Genomic DNA, 20006 nt, shown 5'->3' with positions numbered 1-20006 from the left:
GAACTAAGCTTGGCTGTTAGAACTCAATCTGTACGAGTGCCCACACAGATGATTGCTTTATATTGTTAAAGAACGTTTTGAGTCGCTTTAGCGTCTCAAGGGATGCGTATAATACATCCTTTATTTTTCGAGTCAACACTTTGTTTTAAACTTTCTTTTTGGAAGATTTAAAACCGAAGTTTTATTTAACTCTCTAAGTAGTTGCTGCCTTGCTATGCTTCGGCGTTTCCCTTCTCAGTGGGGTCGCATTATAGGGAGATCCGAAAACAGATCAAGCCTTTTTTTAGATCTTTTTACTGTTCGAACAAAATGTAATCGATAGCAAGTGAAACATGATAAAAACATGTATAAAACGATGCTTTTTCACCCTGTTTTATATTATTTACTATAAATTTTATTGCTATGTTGAATTAAGGCGTTAAGATAGCAAGTTCACAATGTTAAATTAATGTTTATTTCCTGTTTATTGGTAGATCAAAATGAAATTACCCGATCAAAAATCTTTTATCCTCTCAGTTATTCTTGCTGTTGTTGGTTTTGTTATAGTTAAGTTCGCACTTGAAAGCCTAGAGTTAGACCCTGCACTACTATTTGCTGTTGGTTTGCTCATTGGTGGTATTGTTATTGCTGCGATGTCGTCTGACGGTGTAGTAGAAGCCGAAGTAAAAACCAAAACGCTTTATGTTGGTAACCTTCCTTATCGTGCAAACGAAGGTGTGGTACGTGCTTTATTTGAAGAGCAAGGCAAAGTGTTCAACGTTCGCTTATTAAAGGACAAAAATACAGGTAAGCGTCGTGGCTTTGGTTTTGTTGAAATGGCGCAAGCTGATGCCGACAATGCAATAGCGCAGTTAAACGATAGCGAGTTCCAACAACGTACCTTAAAGGTACGTGAAGCAAAACAAAAACAAGAAGATGATTCTAACGCTCTTCGTTCTGAGCCGGATCAATCAGTGTAACTAGCTTTACAGCTAACTTACTACTCACACTAGCCGTTGCATAATATTGCAGCGGCTTTTTTGTATCTGCAATATTGTTATTCGTTAAATTAAGCTGGCTAATTAAGTAATGAACTCGCTTAGCAATCGCTGCACCTGAATCAAGTAGCTGCACTTTCCTATTAAAGTACTGACTAATCGGCTCTGCCAAAATAGGAAAATGCGTACAGCCTAATACTAATACATCTATAGACTGATCTATGTTTAAACGATCGAGTTCTTGGTGCAGTTTAGTTGTATCTAAACTTTGTTCGAAAAACAGACGCTCGGCTAAAGTAACTAGTTCAACGCTACTATATAAGCTAACTGCTATATTGTTGGTATGTTCTTGTATGAGTGTGCGCGTATAGGGACTTGATATAGTTGCTGGAGTTGCCAGTAGGCCGATATGTTTAGATTGTGTAAGTTGCGCAGCAGGTTTTATCGCCGGTACCACCCCCACTATAGGAATAGTAGTAATTTGGCGCACTGCCCCAAGCGCAGAAGTAGAGGCGGTGTTACATGCAATAACAATTAAATCTACATTAAGCGCTTGCTGGTTAATAAAGTGAATGAGTGCGCATAAGCGGTTAATAATCGTTTGCTGTGACTGAGCGCCGTATGGCAATAGCGCATTATCCATAAAATAGCTGTATTGCGCATCTGGAATACTTTGCTGAATATGTTCAAGTACCGTAGTACCACCAATACCTGAATCAAAAACCATTATGTGCGCTGACAAACTACTGTCCTTACTCTAAGTTAAGAACGGCAGTTTGCCATGTGATTTTTATAAAAGAAAGTAGTTTAGTAGTACAACTATTGTTGATTGGCTAGCTCGTCCGTTGCTGCATTTAATTGATTAAGGTTTTCGAACATAGCTTTGGTGTAATCTACCAATTTATCTATTTCTGCTTGATCTTGATTTAACCACTGCACAATACCCGATAACTGGTTTTGTATGCCCAGCTCTGTGGCTTTATTAAACACAGCTTTTAAGTCGTCGTTAAACGGCGCTAATTTATCAGCTACTGCTTTTTCAGGAACTGGCTTGTACTCTTCGTAACCTTTAACTGTAGCGACTGTTTTGGTTTGTCGTAAATCCATTGAAAAAGCCACCAGCTGTTCGTTGCCTAAGCTTAGTGCTTGCGCCTCTTCAAATGCTTTATCTAAGTCACCACTGAAAAAGGTGCTACTTACACTTTGTAAGTCAGCCATTAGCTCATTAATCGCCTTTTGTTCATTCTCATTTAAATCGCCATTAACCGACATAGAAAATGACAACTCACGAGACTGCGACGACTCACTTACAAAAGATTCACTATTCCCATTTTGCTGATAACGACTGGCTGATTGTGACTCATAAGCATCAGCAAAACTAATACTCACTTCGTCTCCTTCGGCGGTAGTAAATTTATATTCTGCTTTGTTACTTAAACTTGCATACTGAGCTTGGCTAACAGAGACACTGGCGGGTTTAGGATTAAATAAATCGTCTTCAAATTTGTCCAGGCCATTAAATATGCCTTCTTTAGATTTATTAATACCCTGTGCGATATCGTCGTTAAACACGCCATTGCCTTTTAATTCATCAACCGCGTCATCAATCCCTATTTGCACACCTTTTCGAGCATCACCTAACATACCTTTGAGTTTTTCATCGTCGGCACCATTGGCTTTTGCTTTACGTACTGCACTGGTAACGAAGTCTAAAACGTTTTTAACGATTTCATCAAAATCAAAAAGCGGTTTATCTTTTTTCGGCTCGCTTATCGGTAAGCCAAGAGCTTGAGCCATTTTGTCACCGAGCACTTTGGCAGCAAGTTCTTTACCGCGCTGCTGATAGTTATCTTGAGGCGACTGTATTGTAGGTTGCTGTAAAGCCCCTTTATTACCGTATTTATTAATATTGTGGTTTGGAACAAAGCCAAAGTTACCGATTTTCATGATCCGACTCCTATCTATGCTTGCCTTACTTATCGGCACTGTAAGTTATTTCTGTAGCTAGATGCTCAAAAAAAAACCAATATATATTTCATCAAAACTAGACAAATACATCTCGCTCCCTACAATAGCGCCGATAAACAGCTCTCAAAGATAAGGTTATAGCGTTAATGGCAGTTATTAAAATAGACACCTCACAGTACGATGCGCAGTTAAGCGAAAAAGAACAGCGTATTGCTGCCCAATTTCAACGTTTTGGTGTGGATAAACTTGAGGTATTTAGCTCAGAGCCGATTAACTACCGCCAACGCGCTGAGTTTAGAGTATGGCACGATGGTGACGATCTGTTTCATATAATGTTTGATCAACAAACTAAAGACAAAATTCGCGTTGATAGCTTTGACCCTGCCGCTCCTTTGGTAGGTGAAGTGATGCAAGTAATGATTGATAATTTAAAGTCGTGTGAAATTTTGCGTCGTAAACTATTTCAGATTGATTACTTATCTACGCTAAGCGGTGAGATTTTAGTGAGTCTGTTATATCACAAGCCACTTGATGAGCATTGGCTGAGTGAAATTAACGCGCTTAAAGAAAAGTTAAGCAGTAAGTATAAAATTGACTTTATTGGCCGTGCCCGCAAACAAAAAGAAATGCTTGGTGATGACTACGTTACCGAACGCTTAAACGTGAATGGCCAAGAACTAATATATCAGCAGGTAGAAAACAGCTTTACCCAGCCAAATGCCAAAGTAAATATTAAAATGCTAGAGTGGGCGCAAGACTTATGTAAGCCACTTAAAAATGATTTACTTGAACTTTATTGTGGTAACGGTAACTTTTCTATTGCGTTAGCGGGCTCGTTTAATAAAGTACTAGCAACCGAAATATCAAAGTCGTCGGTACACTCAGCGCAGTATAATATAGCGCAAAACAAGGTAGACAATTTAGATATTATTCGTATGTCGAGCGAAGAGTTTACTCAAGCCATGAATGGCGAACGCAGTTTTTCTCGTTTAGAAGGTATAGATTTAAATAGCTACAATTGCCAAACCATTTTAGTTGATCCGCCACGTGCCGGTATGGATACCCTAACGTGTGACTTAGTAGCAAATTACGAAAGTATTATTTATATTTCGTGTAACCCAGAGACACTAGAGCGCGACCTTGATCACTTAACCCGCACCCATGAAGTTAAACGCTTTGCGATTTTTGATCAGTTCCCTTATACGCACCATATTGAGTCGGGTGTATTTTTACAAAAAAAGAATACTTAAAATAAGCAGTTAAAAATTACCCATAAAAAAAGCTCCTAAGGAGCTTTTTTTATGGGGTTAACTTTACTTGCTTGCCAAGTAGTTAATTAGATTTGTGATATCTGCGGGTTCGCTAATACCCGATTCGCGACCTAGAAGTAGTTTGTACTTACCATTTACAATAAAAGTTGGTACGCCACGCAATGCACCTTTTTCTTTAAAGTAGTCTTGGTCGCGCTTCATTTTTGAGCTTAATGTACGTACCGAAAAGCTTTTAAATAACTTATCGAACTTATCGCCATCAACGCCTTGGGCTACAAACACATCTTTTACGTCGGCTAATTCATTAAAATTTGCGCGCTTTGTATGAATGTGACTAAAGATAGCCGCAATAATTTTATCTTTTTGTGGTAACACTTCAGCCGTTGCTAACGCTTGGCTGATCATTTGTTGATGCTCGGTATCGCGTACGCCAACAAAATCAACATGGCTCTTTTTAAACTTTACGCCTTTATCGAGCATTGGTTTAATCTCGGCTACCAGTGGCTCCATGTTATTACACGCAGGACAGTAAAATGAGAAAAACTCTTTCACTTCTGGTTTTTTAGTTGCGCGCTCAGACACAACCTCATAATGTACACCTTCCTCAAAGGTTGCTGCAAAACTTGTTGCAGCGAAAGGTAGTAATACAGCAAGTAAACCTGCTTTAACTAATTTTATCATTATTATATGGCTCCAAAAATTTATAGTGCGAGTAAAAATGAAACTAACTCATCAAGCTCTTCTTGGCTCTTGATGGTATTTAGATTGATTTTATATTTGTCGTTTACAATAAAAGTAGGAACGCCTGTTAACGCACCTAATTTTGAGTATTTATTTTGTTTATCTTGCATTGCTTGTTCAGCTGCAATAATTGGCATACTGGCAATATCTTGATCAAACGTATCGCTACTAATGCCATTTATATCTAATAATTTTTTTAAATCTTTAATTTCAGTCAGTGGTGCGCGCTGAACATGAATACTTTTAAAAATCTTGTCTGTAATCGTATCAGCTTGCCCGTGCTTTTTAGCAACTAAATACGCTAGGCTCAAATTACTTTGTGTTTGTGGCGACACGCCGCCTAAAAAGTTAACGTGATTTTTTATAAACACCGCACCTGCAGGTAGGTTTTCTTCAATTGCGTGTGCAACCGGTTCAAATTTAAAACAATGCGGGCAATAAAACGAAAAGTATTCGGTAACTTGTGGTGTAGTACTTTTTTCGATATTGATAACTGTATATTGATTACCTACTTCAAAGTTTGCTGCAAGTGCTGCAAAAGGTAGACAAAGAAGTAGTAGGCTCAGTTTTAATTTTTTAAGCATTAGTCTCTCGTTGTACATATTTTTGAATAAAATGTTATGGCAATAATTTTAGCGGTGCTTCTTGCAATGCGGCAAGCTGCTCTTTAAGTGCTAAAATTTGTTGCTCCCAGTATTTGTCATCTGCAAACCATGAAAAGTTCCGCACAAAAGCCGGATCGCTCCATCGTTTTGCAACCCACCCCATATAATGGATGATACGCATAGCTCGAAGTGGTTCGATCAACTTAAGCTGCGAGTGATCAAAATCACAAAATTCTTCATAGGCGGTTACTAAGGTATCTAACTGTAACAGCTGCGTTTGTCGATCGCCACTTAGCATCATCCATAGATCCTGAATGGGTGGCCCCTGGCGACTATCATCTAAATCAACAAACATTAACGCATCGCCTGCCCATAATATATTGCCAGCATGGCAATCCCCATGCAAACGTATCGTTTTTACATTGGTATACTGTGTTTGAGCCTGCTTAATAACCAAGTCTAAAATGGTATAAAAAGCAGTTTCTAATCCCATAGGTACTAAGTTACTTTTTTGCAGATGAACTTTTGCTGTATGTAAGTACTCTTCGCAGGTTAGGGTGGGCCTTTGTGTAAATGGTTTTGTTTTAGCAACTTGATGCATTCTGCCAATTAAGCGCCCTAGTACATCAAGTTGATCTAAGTTATCGACTTCAAATAAACGCCCGCCAACACTTGGAAATAAAGTAAATAAATAGCCTTGGTGTTCAAATAAGCTTTGCCCGTTATATTCCATTGGCGCAACAACCGGTACTTCGGCCTCTGCTAGCTCAAAGGCAAAGTCATGCTCTTCTTGTATTTGCTCCTCGCTCCAACGCTCTGGACGATAAAATTTAACAACGTAGCGTTTTCCGCCTTCAGCTACAAATTGATACACCCTATTTTCGTAACTATTTAATGCCAATAAACCAGACTCAACATAAATACCAACGCTTTCTATGGCATCAAGAATTAGATCTGGGGTTAAATCAATAAAGCTAAATTTACTCATACACTTCTTATATAAAATAAAAGCGGGGAACACCCCGCTTTTTGTTAAACTTTACCGCGCTTTAAAAAAGTTACTCGACTGTGATATTTGATTGTCGGGCTCGCCTACCGGCGATAGCACAAAGTTAAATTCTGTCATTGGCGCTTTTAAGTCATACGGATCCATAACCAGTGATAAAGGCACATTGTGCGATTGCCCTGCGTTAACCCTAAACGTTTGTTTACCTATGTACTTAAAGTTATCGAGCCCTTGCACTTTAATTGTAAAGGTTTGCTCATACTGCGCTTTGTTGATCACTTTTAAGGTGTAGGTGTTTTCTACCAACCCTTCAAAATCAACCCTATATAACTGATTACGATCGCGAATAATATCAAATTCCATCGTTTTACGCAGCGCAATATTGGCAACCAAGGCACTGGTTAAAATAACCAGGATCACTATATAGCCAATAATTTTTGCCCGCAGTGGGTTGGTTTTATTCTCTGGCGTTTCTAAGTTTCGCTCAGTGGTATAAGAAATAAGTCCGCGTGGATAATTCATTTTATCCATCACCCCATCACATGCATCAATACAAGCGCCACAGTTAATACACTCTGCTTGTAAGCCATTACGAATATCTATGCCGGTTGGGCATACTTGCACGCATAAATTACAGTCAATACAGTCGCCTATTTCTAAATCTTGGTGTGCCACTTTGCGCGAGCGTGGGCCACGGCTTTCACCGCGTTTTTCATCATACGATACTGTATAGGTATCTTTATCAAACATGGCTGACTGAAAACGTGAGTATGGGCAAATATGTAAACACATAATTTCGCGCATCCACCCAGCATTACCGTATGTACAAGCAGCAAAAAAGATAATACTCATTAAGGCATAGCTACCGGCATTAAAGGTAACAAAGTCAGGGAGTAGCTCACGAATAGGGGTAAAGTAACCAACAAATGTAATTGCTGTATATAAAGAAAACAAAATCCAACTGGTGTGCTTAGCGGTTTTGCGCCAAAACTTATCAAAGTCCATTGCTCGTTGGTCGAGCTTTTTACGTTGATTTGCCGTACCTTCAAACTTTTCTTCAAACCAAATAAAGGTAAAGGTCCACACTGTTTGTGGGCAGGTATAACCACACCACACTCGTCCATAAAAAGTAGTAACCAAAAACAAAGCAAACGCGGCCAACATAAAAATAAAGGCGAGTATGGTAAAGTCTTGCGGCCACAGGGTTAAACCAAATATATTGTATTTTTGACCTATTAAATCAAATAAAACGGCCTGTTCACCATTAAAATTTATCCAAGGTAGCAACATAAATGCCAACAGACCTAAAAAGCCAATTCGCTGCCTAAGAAGTTGGTGCAAGCCATTAACAGCACGCACGTAAATACGATTACGTGGATTAAACCGATCCTGTTGCCCGCTAAGATCCGGCTTTTGAATCTTTACTTCAACTGGTATATTTTTTACTTTAATTTGTTTGTCCATCGAAGTTCCTCAACACCGCTTGGAAATAAAAATTCAGCTATATTCAAGGTTTACCTTATAGTGTAATAACGTACTTATTACGTATAATATTTATAACAAGACTTGAATACTTTCAGATATTTCAGAAATATCTAACTGCTGTTAGCTATTATAACAATATTGGCTAAAATTACTGGCATAGATCGCTAATAATTTATTCACTTTAGTTACTTGCTTTTAAAATGCATTTTATTACACTGCAGCATCATTTTATGTTATTTGGATCAAAGTTTACCCAACTATGAAAAAATTTATTATTTTGGTAATAGTAGTCCTCGCCTTTTTCACAGTCGATCACCCTTTGGTGAAAGAGCCTCGTGAGCGGTTATTTAACGATGGTATTGACTTTTTAAGTGATGCAAGCAAAGTGAATCGCAGCCCTACTGCCAGTATGACTAAAAACAAAATTAGTGCGCAGTTAACGCTTTCTGAATCTGAGCGTGAGTACACCGAAAAAACATTTACTACCGATGACTCAATAAGATTATTTCACTTACGCTACTGCCGTGAGCGCGACTTAAACCTATATTTTTATGATGAGCGCTTAAACACTGTATGTAAAATAGTATCCGGCTCACTAGAACACATGCGAGGTAAATAATGGACTTTTCTGGATTAAATAAAAAAGCCAGTGACTCATTTCACCAGCAACGTAATATGCTTAAAAAACTCACGCAGGGTAAAACGCTAAAGTGCGAAAAATGTAATGGGGTTTTAACACTCGACTTAGCCACCAGCGAGCCGGGTAAAGGGCTGATTAAGTGCAAGCAAGGCTGCACTGATATTATATTAGAACTAGGCGCTTAAACTTATTTCACGGCTATATTTTGAGCTCAACTCATTACTGCGCCTAAACTACTCTTCCCAGCCTTCATCTGTGTACAAGCCACTATTAAGCGCGACTATTTCCACTAGCTCTGCAAAGCCAAGCGCAAAGTCGCCCATTAGCTCATATTGCTGCTGGCAAAGTAACTGCTCATCAATACTGTTTTGTAACGCTATTTGGCTAATGGTTTGCCCATCAAGTGCAAAAAAGCTTAATGTGGCTTGAGCGCTTTCGAGGGCTTGTTTATATTCTGCCTCTAACGCGGTTGAACTTAATAACTTTTGAGTATATGACGTTGTTGCCGTTACAAAACCTGCGCTCCAATTACTGCAAAATTCGTAATTATATTGTGCTGGTAATTTATAGCCTACTTCAAATACTTGCTCACTAATTTGATGGTATAACGCCATAAATAAAAATAGCATTTCTTCATCTACATTATTAGCTGTATTAGGCAAAATTGCTGCCATCCACTCATGTACGTCTAGAGGCTCAGGAGAGCAAATTACGCCAAATAAATAACCTTGGCTTTGCGTTAGCGTCATCGCTTGAGACTGGGTGTCTAAAAATGTGCTGAGCTGCTTAGCGTGCTGCTCAGTAAATTGGGGTAATTGCATTAAAACTCTTTATATTAAACATTAAAAGTTGAGCGGGTAACGGCCTTGATTATCTGGACGACCTAAAAACTTAACCGCATCATGTACATCTTTTGGCAACGTGGCATCGGGCTTTACATAGCCTGATACTTTAAAGTCAAAATTAGCTTTTAGGGTTGCATCAGCTTCAAGCCCTAAGGTGTTATCTGGGTCGATAAGTATGGCTATGTCGCCCGATTTACAGCTTAGGTTACCACCAAGCGGGCCTATATTAAACCAACCGTTCAAACCTTGTACGTCAATATTAGGGCTCGCTATCTCGCCTTGCAGTGACTCACAATAAGGTGCGCCCGATGTATACTCTGCCAATTCCAAGATCACACGACCTTTAGCGGTTACAGGTAACGGAAGTTGTATGCGTTGCATCGCTCTTTCAACTGTTGAGCGCACTAATCCATTGGTTACTTTCACTTGCTTATTAAATAAACCAAAGCTCACATCTGCATAACCCGATATATCACTGCGCTCACGTGGGTCACCAAATTTTACATTGGCATTTAACTTACCGGTAAATAATGCCCACCCGGCAACATCCCAACGTACATTATTTAATTGCTCACCTTGGTAGCGTACTTGCATCATTTGCCCTTGCCAAATAGTGCCAACACTTTGCCCTACTTCAAGTTGCTTAGGAAAATAAGGTTTTGCTAGGTCAATGGCCACCGCTGCAGGTAACTTAATAATACAAAACACAATAAAACTAAGTAAAAATACAATGGATAAGGTTATTATTTTTTTCATTCATTACTTCTCTAATAGCAAACGGCTAACACGTACATAGCCCGACTTATCGTCACGGCTCAAATCTAAATTTTCGACCCGTAAACCATGTTGATTGACCAGTTCATCAAGCCACAGTATTAATTGATTAAACTCTACTGAGTCGAGCGTTAAACGTAGCGAGTTATTACTTGGCTGCATTTTACTAATATTTATTTTATAGCGTCCGCGGGTGGCGTTAACTATTTGGCTAATGTTTTGACTATTAACCACTTGTGTATTACCAGCGGCCTTGAGCTTTACAATACTTTCGTCAACCCACACTAGTAGCTCTTGCTGTTTTAATTGCGATTGCTCAGCACTTGCTATTGCATTATTTAAGGGTCTAAAAATGCCCATCACTAAAATAAACACAATAAAAATACCACTCGCAACGATTATTAACTGCTGCTCTTGCTCTTTTAGTGAGCGCCAATGTTTAATTAACTGCTGCTTCATACTGCACCTCGCAGTTTAATTTCGCCAACCACAAAGTCACCATCGTTACTTAACGAACCTTGATCAACCGTTAACCCTTGCTGTTCAAGTATGGCTTTAACTTTACCAAAGGTTTGAAAGTCTTTTGCGCGTGCTCTCATACGTAATTCATTACGTTTTTTGTCATAACGCAGTGTTTCAGGGGTAAAATTACTTACCTGCGAAAACACCCCCACTAATTCTGTGGTTAACTCTAAAAATCCAGCGTCGCTGGTATCTTGTATTTTTGCCAGTGCACCTTTAATTTGGTTTTTAATAAGGTGTGGGCGAACCTTAGTTCCCGGAAATGCCTTTTGGTAGCGCTCAATTACCTGTGCTTTAGCAAGTTCTAACTGGGTATTTAGCTGATGCAACTCTATAGCTTTAATCGTAATACTCGCTACTAAGGCAACGCTGGTAATAATGGCAGCACTTTTCCAGTACCCCCACCATAAGGTGCTTTTCTTTTTAAGCTGATACATACCTTGGCGAAGATTAAACTTAGTATGCTCTAGTTGCTTAGCAAATAAGGCCAGCGGTAGGTCGTAATCACTGGTTTGAGCCTGTAAGTTTACCGTTTCAGGAAACTGAGTCGCCGGACTAAAATGCTTTACATCTGGATTACCCATTGCTGTTAAGTAACCATTTAACCAGCTCGTCTCTACTGCACTTATACGCCATGGGCCTTGTTTAAATAACCACTGATTATTAAGTGCTATTGCCGTTACTGTGTCCTCATCTGCTGGGGGTAATAACAAAGCATCGGGTAATATTTTATATACCGATAAATTATGCTCTGCAAATAGCGCTAGCCACGCCTCAAACCATTCGCGGTCGGTCATAGCAACACGAACAGCATGCTGCTCGCCAATCATCACTGGCTCACCTACAGCAATAAATAGCTCATCTATATCGCACGCTATATCTTCTTCGAGCATATAAGGCAAAGCTTGCTCTAACTTACGATTCCATTTAGTCGGTAGCATTACCGTTTTTAATTGCACTTGGTCACAAGGCAATAATACAACGACTTCGCGCCCTAGCGATTTTTCGCTCAGTTCGTTTAAATAACTGGCATTAACTAGCTCACCACTGGCTATTATTTGTTGTTCTTGTGGTGAGTATATTAACCAATTAAGTAACTCTTGTTCGGTTTGACCCGTGCGGATCAACAGTATTTCTGTCACTGTACGCCTCCAAATTTTCGCGCCAGTATCGTTACGTCGCCGTCTTTGGCGTGCAGTAATGTGGTCATCGAAAAACGCAGATCAACAAAGTTTGCCTGCGTTTGTAATTTAAAATATTCGCTATTAATACTAAACAATTTTTCTACCGCTTTGACGTTTTGCCCGCCTTGCTGCTGAACTTGTTCAAAAAAGGCAGCTTTACTTTCAAAGCCTGCATCTGGGCGAGCAGCAATCACAGCTTCAGCACCCGATACACTTAGCTCATCTATAAGGGTACTTAAAATGAGTGCTTGCTCTGCTGCTAAGGTATTCACATTAATAGACAATAAAGTGCTACCAGGTATTACACAAACATAAGGCAGCACTTTTTCCATTACTAATGGGTTAAAACCTTTAACCAAACGCAGCTCTGAGGTTGATGCAAATAAGCTATTGGCGGTCATGTACGGAAATTGACGCGACAAGTATTCCCCTTCTTCTGCTCCTGAACGGTATGTAATACTGTTTTCGTCTAGCCAATCAAACACACTGTCAGCCATGGTTTCCTCTGACTCTTGTGCCGGTAAATCTTCAATATTTTCAAGTAATGCGAACAAGGCCTTGTGCGCTGGATTGGTTTTGCTAGCACTATTTAAATCTGGTTCTACGGCTATAGCATTTAAGTTTAAACATGCTTGTAAATCCGTTATTTTTCCGCTTAGTGTGCCGTTATCAACTGGGTAAGGTATATCGCCTTGCTGCGCCCATATTTGATCTAACGTGGTTTTGTCAGGATCGTCTCTTTTGCTTTTAATCAGCGCTTTTATGGCAAGCTCTTCTGCACCATAGGCATACCACTTAGCTTGTTGATGACCCTGTAAGTTAGTACTTTTTTGCACTTGCACCATTAAGTTAGCACTCATTTCTACGGCTAAAATGGCCGCTAATGCAACAATAAACAGCACAATAACAAGTGCGGCTCCACGAGAAGAACGCAGCCCCATTACTGCCCACCTTCTTGCGGGTTACCTTCATCGGCCAGTGCATCATCAGTTGATGGGCTCGATGGTAGAATTTCTTTACCTTGTCCTGGCACTAAAAATACTCGCCTAATTGGCTCCGCCTCAATTTGTTGCAGCGTAACAGCAACCGCTTTAGGAAGTGCTTTAATTTGCCACTTAGCTTGCCATTCGTTTTTATCGTCTAAAAATTCAAACTTTAGCTCTTCAATGTTTTTTAAAACAACCTGTACACGCGGCTCCATATTATCAAGCTGATCAACATATACACGATACACTCGCTCCAAGTTGTCGTTTATTACGCGATAACCCACAGCTTGTAATTCTGAGCGTGGTAATAAATTAATTGGATTTATCCAGCCGTCGCGCACAAAGCCAATGCCATCATATTGGCTATCTAAAACATAGCGTCCGGCTAGCAAATACTGCTCTTGCACATCGCCTGCTTCATTGCGTACAGCACGTTTGGTCATTTGACTAAAATCTTGATCCATTAACCTAAAGGTGGTTTGCAAACCATTTAGCTCGGCTATTTTATCATCCGAAGCTTCTTTTGCGCGGGTAGTGGTATCTAATATTTGGTGCGTGGCCATAATAACAAAGCCTAAAATACCCAAGGCTACCATCACTTCAAGTAAGGTAAATCCGCGTTGCTTCACTTATTTTTTGCCTTTATTTAAATAAGTTGCCAGCTCATATACCGAGTGCTCGTATTTTTCATCACTAAATATATTAATGGTTAATTTTACAAAGTCTTTATCTGCGGTTTTGCCTATATCTTGGCGCCAAAACCATTCAACACCCGCCATAACTTCACTACCGCGCACGCCGTTTTCCCCTTCCCATTGTTCGCCTTTGGTACGCTGCTCTACCATAATATTTTCGGCAACCCATGAGGCGTAAGTTTGCTCTTCTATGCTAGATAGATGATGAATGTGTTCACTGGTTGCTTGCATTGCTGCAATACCTGCCATAGCACAAATACTCAATGCCACTAGCACTTCAAGTAAAGTAAAACCTTTATTATACTGGCGCATTATTCGGGCTCTCGGCGTAAATTCACTGGCGCAGTAAACTCGCCTTCAATAAAGTAAACCGGCTCGCTTTGCTCTTTTAATTCGAGTGTTAATTGAAATGCACTTACTTCGCCCGAAGATAGTATTAGCACTTGCGGGATTTTAAACTTTTTAAGCTCCAATAAGCTGTCTTCGTCTCCGCTCATTAGCTCACGCCAATTTGCTTGCTCGAGTAAGTTATCTTGCGCCCAAGCTAAGTCGTCTAGGTTAAGCGCTAGTTTAAAGCGTGGATCAAATTCAACCGGCTCAAATAATGCTTCTCTGACAAAGCTTACCCACTTTTCACCATCAAAAACTAAAAACTCAAATACGTTGTTGTCTATATGAAAACCCAATTCAACTTGGTTTAAAATAGCAAATTCTGATGCCATATTAATGGTGGTATGCAGCCTAAGCGCTTGAGTATCTAACTCATCCTCAGCGCCGCCTTCTAAGCTATATACCACCATTTTTGTGGCAAAAGCGATGATCACTAATACCACTAAAATTTCGATTAAACTAAAGCCGCGGCTTTTTGCACGCAATCTCTCAGAGCTTACTTGCATAGTAAGCCCTGGGTATTAGTATATAAATACACTGCGCGATTGATGGCCATTACTGTTTTTCTTCGTCCCAGTTACCAATGTCGTCATCGGTGCCGGCTTGGCCATCTGGACCTAAAGAAAAAATATCAAATTTACCAATTTCTCCTGGACTAATTAACTGATAAGTATTGCCCCACGGATCCTCTGGTAATTTACTAATAAAGCCACCATCTGGAAAACGTTTTGGTATTGGCTCTATGCTGGTTTTATTAACCAATGCTTCTAGGCCTTGCTCGGTACTTGGGTAGCTTTTATTTTTAAGCTTATAAAGGCTCATTGCATCTTCAAGCTGCTGAATATCTAAGTGTGCTTTATCGATAGCGGCCTCTTCTTGTTGACCCATAATATTAGGTGCCACAATTGACATGATCATGCCAATTATAACCAGTACGACCATCACTTCTAGCAAAGAAAAACCTGATTGTTTATTCACGTAATTACCTCATTATTCTAAAAACACTAAACAATGGTTTATTAAACCATTAATTTACTTTTAAGTTAAAGCCCTACAGCTTTATTCATTGCCATAATTGGCTGTAAAATTGCCATTACTATAAATAATACAATAACCGCCATTAAAGCGATCATTGCGGGTTCTAATAGTTTTAGCGATACATTAACCATACTTTCAAATTCGCGATCTTGGTTATTAGCAGCGCGTTCTAACATTTGCTCCAGCTCGCCAGATTTTTCACCGCTGGCTATCATATGTAGCATCATTGGCGGAAACAATTTAGTTTGCTGTAAGGCCGCTCTTAAACTTGCCCCTTCGCTTACTCTATCCGCTGCATCGGCAACTGCTTTTTTAATTTTTTCGTTGATCAGCACTCCACCCGCAATACGCATACCTTCAAGTAGCGGTACCGAGCTTGATGATAAAATACTTAAAGTTCGGGCAAAACGAGCGGTATTAATACCTCTAGCTACTTTACCAATACCGGGCATATGCAATATTTTATCATCCCACCAAAAACGAATTTTAGGCTGTTTTAAAGCATGCTTAATCCCTATCGCTAGGGCCGTTATTACAATTAAACTAATAAACCAATAATTTTGTACAAAATGACTTCCCGCCATTACCCACTCAGTGGTCCAAGGGAGTACTTGCTTGGTTTTCTCAAACGTTTTAAGTATTTTAGGTACTACAGTACCTAATAAAACCGACACAATTGCAATAGCAAACACCACTAAAATAATGGGGTACACCATAGCTTGCGTTATTTGACTGCGCATATATTGGCGCTGTTCGGTGTAATCGGCAAGCCGGTTTAGTACTTGGTCTAAATGCCCTGACTTTTCGCCTGCGGCAACCATAGCGCGGTATAAATCGTCAAACACATGCGGAAACTCACTCATACCGTCGGCAAGGGTATACCCTTCCACTACTTTTGAGCGAACCGACATCAGCATGCGTTTTAAACGTGGTTTTTCACATTGCTCAGCCACAGCCATTACCGCACCCTCAACTGGCAGAGCCGATTGAATGAGTGTTGCTAACTGGCGAGTTATAAGCGCCAAATCTGAGGTTGATATAGTAGGTTTAAACAAACCGCCAAGTAATGACGTTTTTTGGCCTTTAACCTGTTTATCACTTTGCGCCGCGGGTACAACTTCGAGCGGCGTTAATTTTTGATCGCGTAATATTTGGCGAATTTGTTTTGCTGTATCCGCTTCTAAAATGCCTTTTTTTTCTTTGCCTCGGCCATCTAAGGCACGGTATTCAAACGCTGCCATTATTAGCCTTCCTCACGGGTAACACGCAATACTTCTTCAAGTGTTGTTTTACCTGCAAGTACACGGCTACAGCCATCTTGACGAATACTTGGACTGAGCTTGCGAATGTATTTTTCAACGCTTTGCTCGCCCTTACCATTGTGGATCATTTCACGAATGGTTTCGTCCACCACTAATAACTCATGAATACCAGTACGGCCTTTATAACCATTAAAGTTACATGCTTCACACCCTACTGCACGGTGTATAGTTGGTTTACTTTCAAACGGTACGCCTAATAACTGGCACTCGCGCTCATCGGCTACATGTTCTTTTTTACAACTTTTACACAGTGTACGTACTAGTCGCTGCGATAACACACCGAGTAACGACGATGAAAGTAAAAATGGCTCCACTCCCATATCTTCCATACGAGTAATAGCGCCAGAAGCAGTATTTGTATGCAACGTAGACATTACCAAGTGACCGGTTAATGATGCTTGCACACCTATTTGAGCGGTTTCTAGGTCACGTATTTCACCTACCATCACTACATCGGGATCTTGACGTAAAATAGCCCGTAAGCCACGCGCAAAGGTCATACCTACTTTAGTATTTACTTGCGTTTGGCCAATGCCCGGTATTTCGTATTCAATGGGGTCTTCAACCGTTAAAATATTACGATCGCGAGAGTTTATTTGACCCATACCTGCGTACAAGGTGGTACTTTTACCAGAGCCTGTAGGCCCGGTTACTAAAATAATGCCATGAGGTTTACTAATTAAATTTGCAAACAATTCACGGTTTTGTGCGGTCATACCTAAATCTTCAAGATTTAAGTGCGCGTTATTTTTATCCAGTAAACGCAGCACAACACGCTCACCAAAACTCGATGGCATGGTTGATACCCGTACATCAACTGCACGCCCTGCAATACGCAAACTAATACGGCCATCTTGTGGTATACGTTTTTCGGCAATATCGAGCTTAGCCATTACCTTAATTCGCGATACCAGCAAGGATGCTAATTTACGATTAGGTTTAAGTACCTCTTTTAATACACCATCAACCCTAAAGCGAATAACCAGTTCTTGCTCAAAGGTTTCAATATGAATATCAGACGCACCCTCTTTAATTGCTTCACTGAGCATTGCATTTATAAGTTTAATAATTGGCGCATCATCATCGCCTGCCAATAAATCTTCGGTTTGTGGCAATTCGTCTACTAATGAAAACAAGTCAACTTCGTTGCCAATGTCTTCCATCATTTGTTGCGTTTCAGAACTATCTCGCTGATACGAAGCCTCTAGCAGTAGCTCAAACTTGTCATCATCAAGCTGCTCAAGCGTAAAACCATGTCCTGCAATACGGCGTACTTCTAACAGTACGTCAATATCAAGTTCGCCACGGTAATACACTATGCGCTGCTCTTTATTTTTACTCAGCAACACTCCGGCTCGCCGTGCGTATGAAAAAGGCAAACGTTTAACGGGCAGCTCAACTAAGTCGTCACTGGTTAATAGCTCGTCCGGATGATGCGCATTAGGATGAACCACATCTTGATTTATCTCTTTAATCGCCTTAGTCATCTTTACGCTCTTGTGCATTTTGTTTGCGTAAATGCTCTTCATACGTAGGTGGCAGTATTAGCTCATCATTCCACTCGGGTAAAATAGGCGTGTCGGTTCTTGGCATTAACTCTATACCATCTTCGCGCTGCTTAAATTGCTCGCCACGAATAAAGTTATATTTATTAAAGCTCAACTTATTCATGCTAATTCCGTCGCGAATAATAGTTGGGCGAATAAATACAATCAGGTTACGCTTACGTCGTGTGGTATTAGTTGATTTAAATAAGTGACCTAAAATAGGAATGTCGCCTAGTAGTGGCACCTTAGATACACTCTCTTGTACGTCTTCATCTATTAATCCGCCAAGTACCACCATACCGCCATCATCAGCCATTACTGTGGTTTTAATTGAACGCTTATTAACTGAAATATCAACAGCAGTAGCACCACTTACACTCGACACTTCTTGCTCAATAGTTAACTGTACAGCAGAGCCATCGTTAATTTGCGGGGTTACTTTAAGCTTTATACCCACTTCTTGGCGTTCAACTGTTTGAAATGGGTTGGTGTTATTACTCCCGGTTTGCGAGCCAGTAATTATAGGCACTTCTTGACCCACTAAAATAGACGCTTCTTCATTATCCATAGTAGTAATAGAGGGGGTCGCCAAAATGTTTGAGTTACTATCGGTCGAAACGGCTTGAACAATTGCGCCCCAGTCATTTTTTATCACCCCCATGGCTAAGCCGTTAATGCCACCGAGTAATGATGCTAATGGGCCGTAATCACCCTTAGTAGTTTCATCAACCTGAGTAATTGTGCCGCTTTCGGTACCAATTATATTTTTAGATACGGTAGTATCGCGTGCTTGCTCAGCCGCTACAGCTAACGCACCAACCGGTACAGTTGTGCCATTATTAAACTGCAGCATACCGCCTTGCTCAGAAATCCACTGCAAACCAAAGTTAATACCGTCGCCTTCCATTACCTCAATTATAATTGCTTCAACCAATACTTGCGCACGGCGAATATCTAAACGCTCAATAACTGACTCAAGCGAGCGCATAGTATCGGGTTGTGCTGTAATAATTAATGAGTTTGAATCGGGGTGGGCTTCTATGCTGGTTTCGTTGTTACTGCGAGTACGTGTTTTGGTTGCGCTGCCGCCTTGAGTGTCATCTGTTAGCGACTTACTAACACCTTGCAATACTTTAACTAAATCTTCTGCTTTTGCGTAATTTAGATAAAATACTTTAGTGTTCCCTTGGCTTTCAAGCTCACCGTCTAAGCGCTTAATAAGCTCAATAGCACGGGTGCGTGCTTGGCCTTCGCCACTAACAATAACGCTGTTAGTACGGCCATCGGCAACCACTTTAGGTATTAAAAACTCTGGAATACTGCCTTTTCCGCTGTCTTTATAAATATTATCAACTACAGATACCACATCATCTGCGGTAGCAAATTTAAGCTTTACAATATCAACACGCTTATCGCCCGCTTGATCAACCGAGCGTATTATTTCAACTAAGCGGTTTACCGATGCAGCATGCCCGGTAAGCATCATTACGTTTGCGGCATTAAAGTTAGCAACATGGCCGCCATCTTTTTGGTCGCTAAATTGACGAACCAAAGGACCTAGCTCTTGCACGCTTACATTTTTAACCCGTACAACTCGGGTAATCATCATATCGCCGCTGGCTTCACTGCCATCTGTAATTAGCGGTACGTTTGATTTTTTAGCATCCGAGCTTTTTTCAATTTTTATTATATTATTGTCCATTTCAATGGCTGAATAGCCATAAACTTCTAATACATTTAAAAAGAATTGATAATAAAGCGCTTCGCCCATTAACTCATAACTACGCACATTTACTTTGCCACGTACGTTAGGGTCAATAATTATTGTTTTATTAAGATTTTTACCAACAATATTAATAAACTCATTAATATCAGTGCCTTTAAAGTTAGCAGCGTATTCAACTGCAGCAACAGAAAACGAAATGCTTGCTGCTAGAAAAAGTGCTGCGTACTTAGCTAACCCTTTTTTAATTTTTGTGAGGTGTAGCGCCTGAACCATTATATTAAAAC

22 protein-coding genes are annotated in these 20006 nt (G+C 40.2%); 4 read left to right on the top strand and 18 right to left on the bottom strand.

What is annotated here, in order from left to right; translation table 11 throughout:
• Positions 1-479 precede the first annotated feature (479 nt).
• Positions 480-959, top strand: a complete 480-nt coding sequence (locus AAEZ18_RS07470; RefSeq protein WP_011326970.1) for an RNA recognition motif domain-containing protein — start codon at positions 480-482, stop codon at positions 957-959.
• Here AAEZ18_RS07470 and murI read toward each other — a convergent pair.
• A complete protein-coding gene (murI, locus tag AAEZ18_RS07465; protein WP_011326969.1) occupies positions 922-1719 on the bottom strand; it encodes a glutamate racemase in 798 nt (265 codons plus the stop codon). The genes AAEZ18_RS07470 and murI overlap by 38 nt on opposite strands.
• 77 nt (positions 1720-1796) lie before the next feature.
• Positions 1797-2924 (bottom strand): DUF5610 domain-containing protein, encoded by a 1128-nt coding sequence (locus tag AAEZ18_RS07460; RefSeq protein ID WP_011326968.1) that lies wholly within the window; start codon positions 2922-2924, stop codon positions 1797-1799.
• 167 nt (positions 2925-3091) lie between these two features.
• Between AAEZ18_RS07460 and trmA the strand changes: the two genes are divergently transcribed.
• Positions 3092-4195 (top strand): tRNA (uridine(54)-C5)-methyltransferase TrmA, encoded by a 1104-nt coding sequence (gene trmA / locus AAEZ18_RS07455; RefSeq protein ID WP_182684517.1) that lies wholly within the window; start codon positions 3092-3094, stop codon positions 4193-4195.
• 63 nt (positions 4196-4258) lie between these two features.
• Here trmA and AAEZ18_RS07450 read toward each other — a convergent pair whose 3' ends face one another.
• The 4 genes from AAEZ18_RS07450 to ccoG are packed head-to-tail and all read right to left on the bottom strand — an operon-like array spanning position 4259 to position 8032.
• Positions 4259-4897 (bottom strand): thiol:disulfide interchange protein DsbA/DsbL, encoded by a 639-nt coding sequence (locus AAEZ18_RS07450; protein WP_182684518.1) that lies wholly within the window; start codon positions 4895-4897, stop codon positions 4259-4261.
• 20 nt (positions 4898-4917) lie between these two features.
• Positions 4918-5541 (bottom strand): thiol:disulfide interchange protein DsbA/DsbL, encoded by a 624-nt coding sequence (locus AAEZ18_RS07445; RefSeq protein WP_192532392.1) that lies wholly within the window; start codon positions 5539-5541, stop codon positions 4918-4920.
• Positions 5542-5575: 34 nt separating this feature from the next.
• Complete coding sequence (locus AAEZ18_RS07440) at positions 5576-6550, bottom strand: serine/threonine protein kinase (protein ID WP_182684520.1); 975 nt, start codon at positions 6548-6550, stop codon at positions 5576-5578.
• Positions 6551-6601: 51 nt separating this feature from the next.
• On the bottom strand, positions 6602-8032 hold the full coding sequence (ccoG, locus tag AAEZ18_RS07435; protein WP_011326963.1) for a cytochrome c oxidase accessory protein CcoG: 1431 nt from the start codon (positions 8030-8032) through the stop codon (positions 6602-6604).
• A gap of 280 nt (positions 8033-8312) precedes the next feature.
• Between ccoG and AAEZ18_RS07430 the strand changes: the two genes are divergently transcribed.
• Complete coding sequence (locus AAEZ18_RS07430) at positions 8313-8672, top strand: hypothetical protein (RefSeq protein ID WP_011326962.1); 360 nt, start codon at positions 8313-8315, stop codon at positions 8670-8672.
• Positions 8672-8878, top strand: a complete 207-nt coding sequence (locus AAEZ18_RS07425) for a hypothetical protein (protein ID WP_011326961.1) — start codon at positions 8672-8674, stop codon at positions 8876-8878. The genes AAEZ18_RS07430 and AAEZ18_RS07425 overlap by 1 nt, the downstream gene beginning before the upstream one ends.
• A 48-nt stretch (positions 8879-8926) precedes the next feature.
• Here AAEZ18_RS07425 and AAEZ18_RS07420 read toward each other — a convergent pair whose 3' ends face one another.
• The 12 genes from AAEZ18_RS07420 to gspD all read right to left on the bottom strand — a co-directional run bounded on the left by AAEZ18_RS07420 (position 8927) and on the right by gspD (position 19995).
• On the bottom strand, positions 8927-9514 hold the full coding sequence (locus AAEZ18_RS07420; RefSeq protein WP_011326960.1) for a UPF0149 family protein: 588 nt from the start codon (positions 9512-9514) through the stop codon (positions 8927-8929).
• A 21-nt stretch (positions 9515-9535) separates the two neighbouring features.
• Positions 9536-10294, bottom strand: a complete 759-nt coding sequence (locus tag AAEZ18_RS07415; protein ID WP_086996688.1) for a type II secretion system protein N — start codon at positions 10292-10294, stop codon at positions 9536-9538.
• A 3-nt stretch (positions 10295-10297) separates the two neighbouring features.
• The gene (locus AAEZ18_RS07410; RefSeq protein WP_011326958.1) at positions 10298-10771 is read right to left on the bottom strand and encodes a type II secretion system protein M; all 474 of its coding nucleotides are present in this window, start codon (positions 10769-10771) and stop codon (positions 10298-10300) included.
• Positions 10768-11976 carry a type II secretion system protein GspL gene (gene gspL, locus AAEZ18_RS07405; RefSeq protein ID WP_011326957.1) on the bottom strand — a complete coding sequence of 403 codons (1209 nt, stop codon included), beginning with the start codon at positions 11974-11976 and terminating at the stop codon, positions 10768-10770. Before gspL ends, AAEZ18_RS07410 begins: the two co-directional genes overlap by 4 nt.
• Positions 11973-12959 (bottom strand): type II secretion system minor pseudopilin GspK, encoded by a 987-nt coding sequence (gspK, locus tag AAEZ18_RS07400; protein ID WP_011326956.1) that lies wholly within the window; start codon positions 12957-12959, stop codon positions 11973-11975. The genes gspL and gspK overlap by 4 nt, the downstream gene beginning before the upstream one ends.
• On the bottom strand, positions 12959-13633 hold the full coding sequence (gene gspJ, locus AAEZ18_RS07395; protein ID WP_011326955.1) for a type II secretion system minor pseudopilin GspJ: 675 nt from the start codon (positions 13631-13633) through the stop codon (positions 12959-12961). The genes gspK and gspJ overlap by 1 nt, the downstream gene beginning before the upstream one ends.
• Complete coding sequence (gspI, locus tag AAEZ18_RS07390; RefSeq protein WP_350594314.1) at positions 13634-14011, bottom strand: type II secretion system minor pseudopilin GspI; 378 nt, start codon at positions 14009-14011, stop codon at positions 13634-13636. It abuts the gene before it with no gap.
• A complete protein-coding gene (gene gspH, locus AAEZ18_RS07385) occupies positions 14011-14595 on the bottom strand; it encodes a type II secretion system minor pseudopilin GspH (RefSeq protein ID WP_011326953.1) in 585 nt (194 codons plus the stop codon). The genes gspI and gspH overlap by 1 nt, the downstream gene beginning before the upstream one ends.
• 49 nt (positions 14596-14644) lie before the next feature.
• Positions 14645-15067, bottom strand: a complete 423-nt coding sequence (gspG, locus tag AAEZ18_RS07380) for a type II secretion system major pseudopilin GspG (protein ID WP_041454317.1) — start codon at positions 15065-15067, stop codon at positions 14645-14647.
• A gap of 65 nt (positions 15068-15132) precedes the next feature.
• Positions 15133-16368 carry a type II secretion system inner membrane protein GspF gene (gene gspF / locus AAEZ18_RS07375; protein WP_011326951.1) on the bottom strand — a complete coding sequence of 412 codons (1236 nt, stop codon included), beginning with the start codon at positions 16366-16368 and terminating at the stop codon, positions 15133-15135.
• Positions 16369-16370: 2 nt separating this feature from the next.
• On the bottom strand, positions 16371-17936 hold the full coding sequence (gspE, locus tag AAEZ18_RS07370; protein ID WP_350594311.1) for a type II secretion system ATPase GspE: 1566 nt from the start codon (positions 17934-17936) through the stop codon (positions 16371-16373).
• A complete protein-coding gene (gspD, locus tag AAEZ18_RS07365; RefSeq protein WP_011326949.1) occupies positions 17929-19995 on the bottom strand; it encodes a type II secretion system secretin GspD in 2067 nt (688 codons plus the stop codon). Before gspD ends, gspE begins: the two co-directional genes overlap by 8 nt.
• Positions 19996-20006: the final 11 nt, after the last annotated feature.

It is taken from the genome of Pseudoalteromonas sp. 19-MNA-CIBAN-0066 (assembly GCF_040308705.1).
Classification (GTDB): domain Bacteria; phylum Pseudomonadota; class Gammaproteobacteria; order Enterobacterales; family Alteromonadaceae; genus Pseudoalteromonas; species Pseudoalteromonas nigrifaciens.
Note: the sequence above shows the minus strand (reverse complement) of the source record. Positions and strands in the feature narration are given on the sequence as shown.

What these genes read in the sequence shown, in the direction of transcription:
- AAEZ18_RS07440 (WP_182684520.1), bottom strand. Translation starts at nt 6,550, where the DNA reads ATGAGTAAATTTAGCTTTATTGATTTAACCCCAGATCTAATTCTTGAT.
- gspE (WP_350594311.1), bottom strand. Translation starts at nt 17,936, where the DNA reads ATGACTAAGGCGATTAAAGAGATAAATCAAGATGTGGTTCATCCTAAT.
- trmA (WP_182684517.1), top strand. Translation starts at nt 3,092, where the DNA reads ATGGCAGTTATTAAAATAGACACCTCACAGTACGATGCGCAGTTAAGC.
- gspF (WP_011326951.1), bottom strand. Translation starts at nt 16,368, where the DNA reads ATGGCAGCGTTTGAATACCGTGCCTTAGATGGCCGAGGCAAAGAAAAA.
- AAEZ18_RS07415 (WP_086996688.1), bottom strand. Translation starts at nt 10,294, where the DNA reads ATGAAAAAAATAATAACCTTATCCATTGTATTTTTACTTAGTTTTATT.
- ccoG (WP_011326963.1), bottom strand. Translation starts at nt 8,032, where the DNA reads ATGGACAAACAAATTAAAGTAAAAAATATACCAGTTGAAGTAAAGATT.
- AAEZ18_RS07470 (WP_011326970.1), top strand. Translation starts at nt 480, where the DNA reads ATGAAATTACCCGATCAAAAATCTTTTATCCTCTCAGTTATTCTTGCT.
- AAEZ18_RS07445 (WP_192532392.1), bottom strand. Translation starts at nt 5,541, where the DNA reads ATGCTTAAAAAATTAAAACTGAGCCTACTACTTCTTTGTCTACCTTTT.
- AAEZ18_RS07425 (WP_011326961.1), top strand. Translation starts at nt 8,672, where the DNA reads ATGGACTTTTCTGGATTAAATAAAAAAGCCAGTGACTCATTTCACCAG.
- AAEZ18_RS07460 (WP_011326968.1), bottom strand. Translation starts at nt 2,924, where the DNA reads ATGAAAATCGGTAACTTTGGCTTTGTTCCAAACCACAATATTAATAAA.
- AAEZ18_RS07430 (WP_011326962.1), top strand. Translation starts at nt 8,313, where the DNA reads ATGAAAAAATTTATTATTTTGGTAATAGTAGTCCTCGCCTTTTTCACA.
- gspH (WP_011326953.1), bottom strand. Translation starts at nt 14,595, where the DNA reads ATGCAAGTAAGCTCTGAGAGATTGCGTGCAAAAAGCCGCGGCTTTAGT.
- gspI (WP_350594314.1), bottom strand. Translation starts at nt 14,011, where the DNA reads ATGCGCCAGTATAATAAAGGTTTTACTTTACTTGAAGTGCTAGTGGCA.
- AAEZ18_RS07410 (WP_011326958.1), bottom strand. Translation starts at nt 10,771, where the DNA reads ATGAAGCAGCAGTTAATTAAACATTGGCGCTCACTAAAAGAGCAAGAG.
- AAEZ18_RS07450 (WP_182684518.1), bottom strand. Translation starts at nt 4,897, where the DNA reads ATGATAAAATTAGTTAAAGCAGGTTTACTTGCTGTATTACTACCTTTC.
- gspD (WP_011326949.1), bottom strand. Translation starts at nt 19,995, where the DNA reads ATGGTTCAGGCGCTACACCTCACAAAAATTAAAAAAGGGTTAGCTAAG.
- AAEZ18_RS07420 (WP_011326960.1), bottom strand. Translation starts at nt 9,514, where the DNA reads ATGCAATTACCCCAATTTACTGAGCAGCACGCTAAGCAGCTCAGCACA.
- gspK (WP_011326956.1), bottom strand. Translation starts at nt 12,959, where the DNA reads ATGGGGCTGCGTTCTTCTCGTGGAGCCGCACTTGTTATTGTGCTGTTT.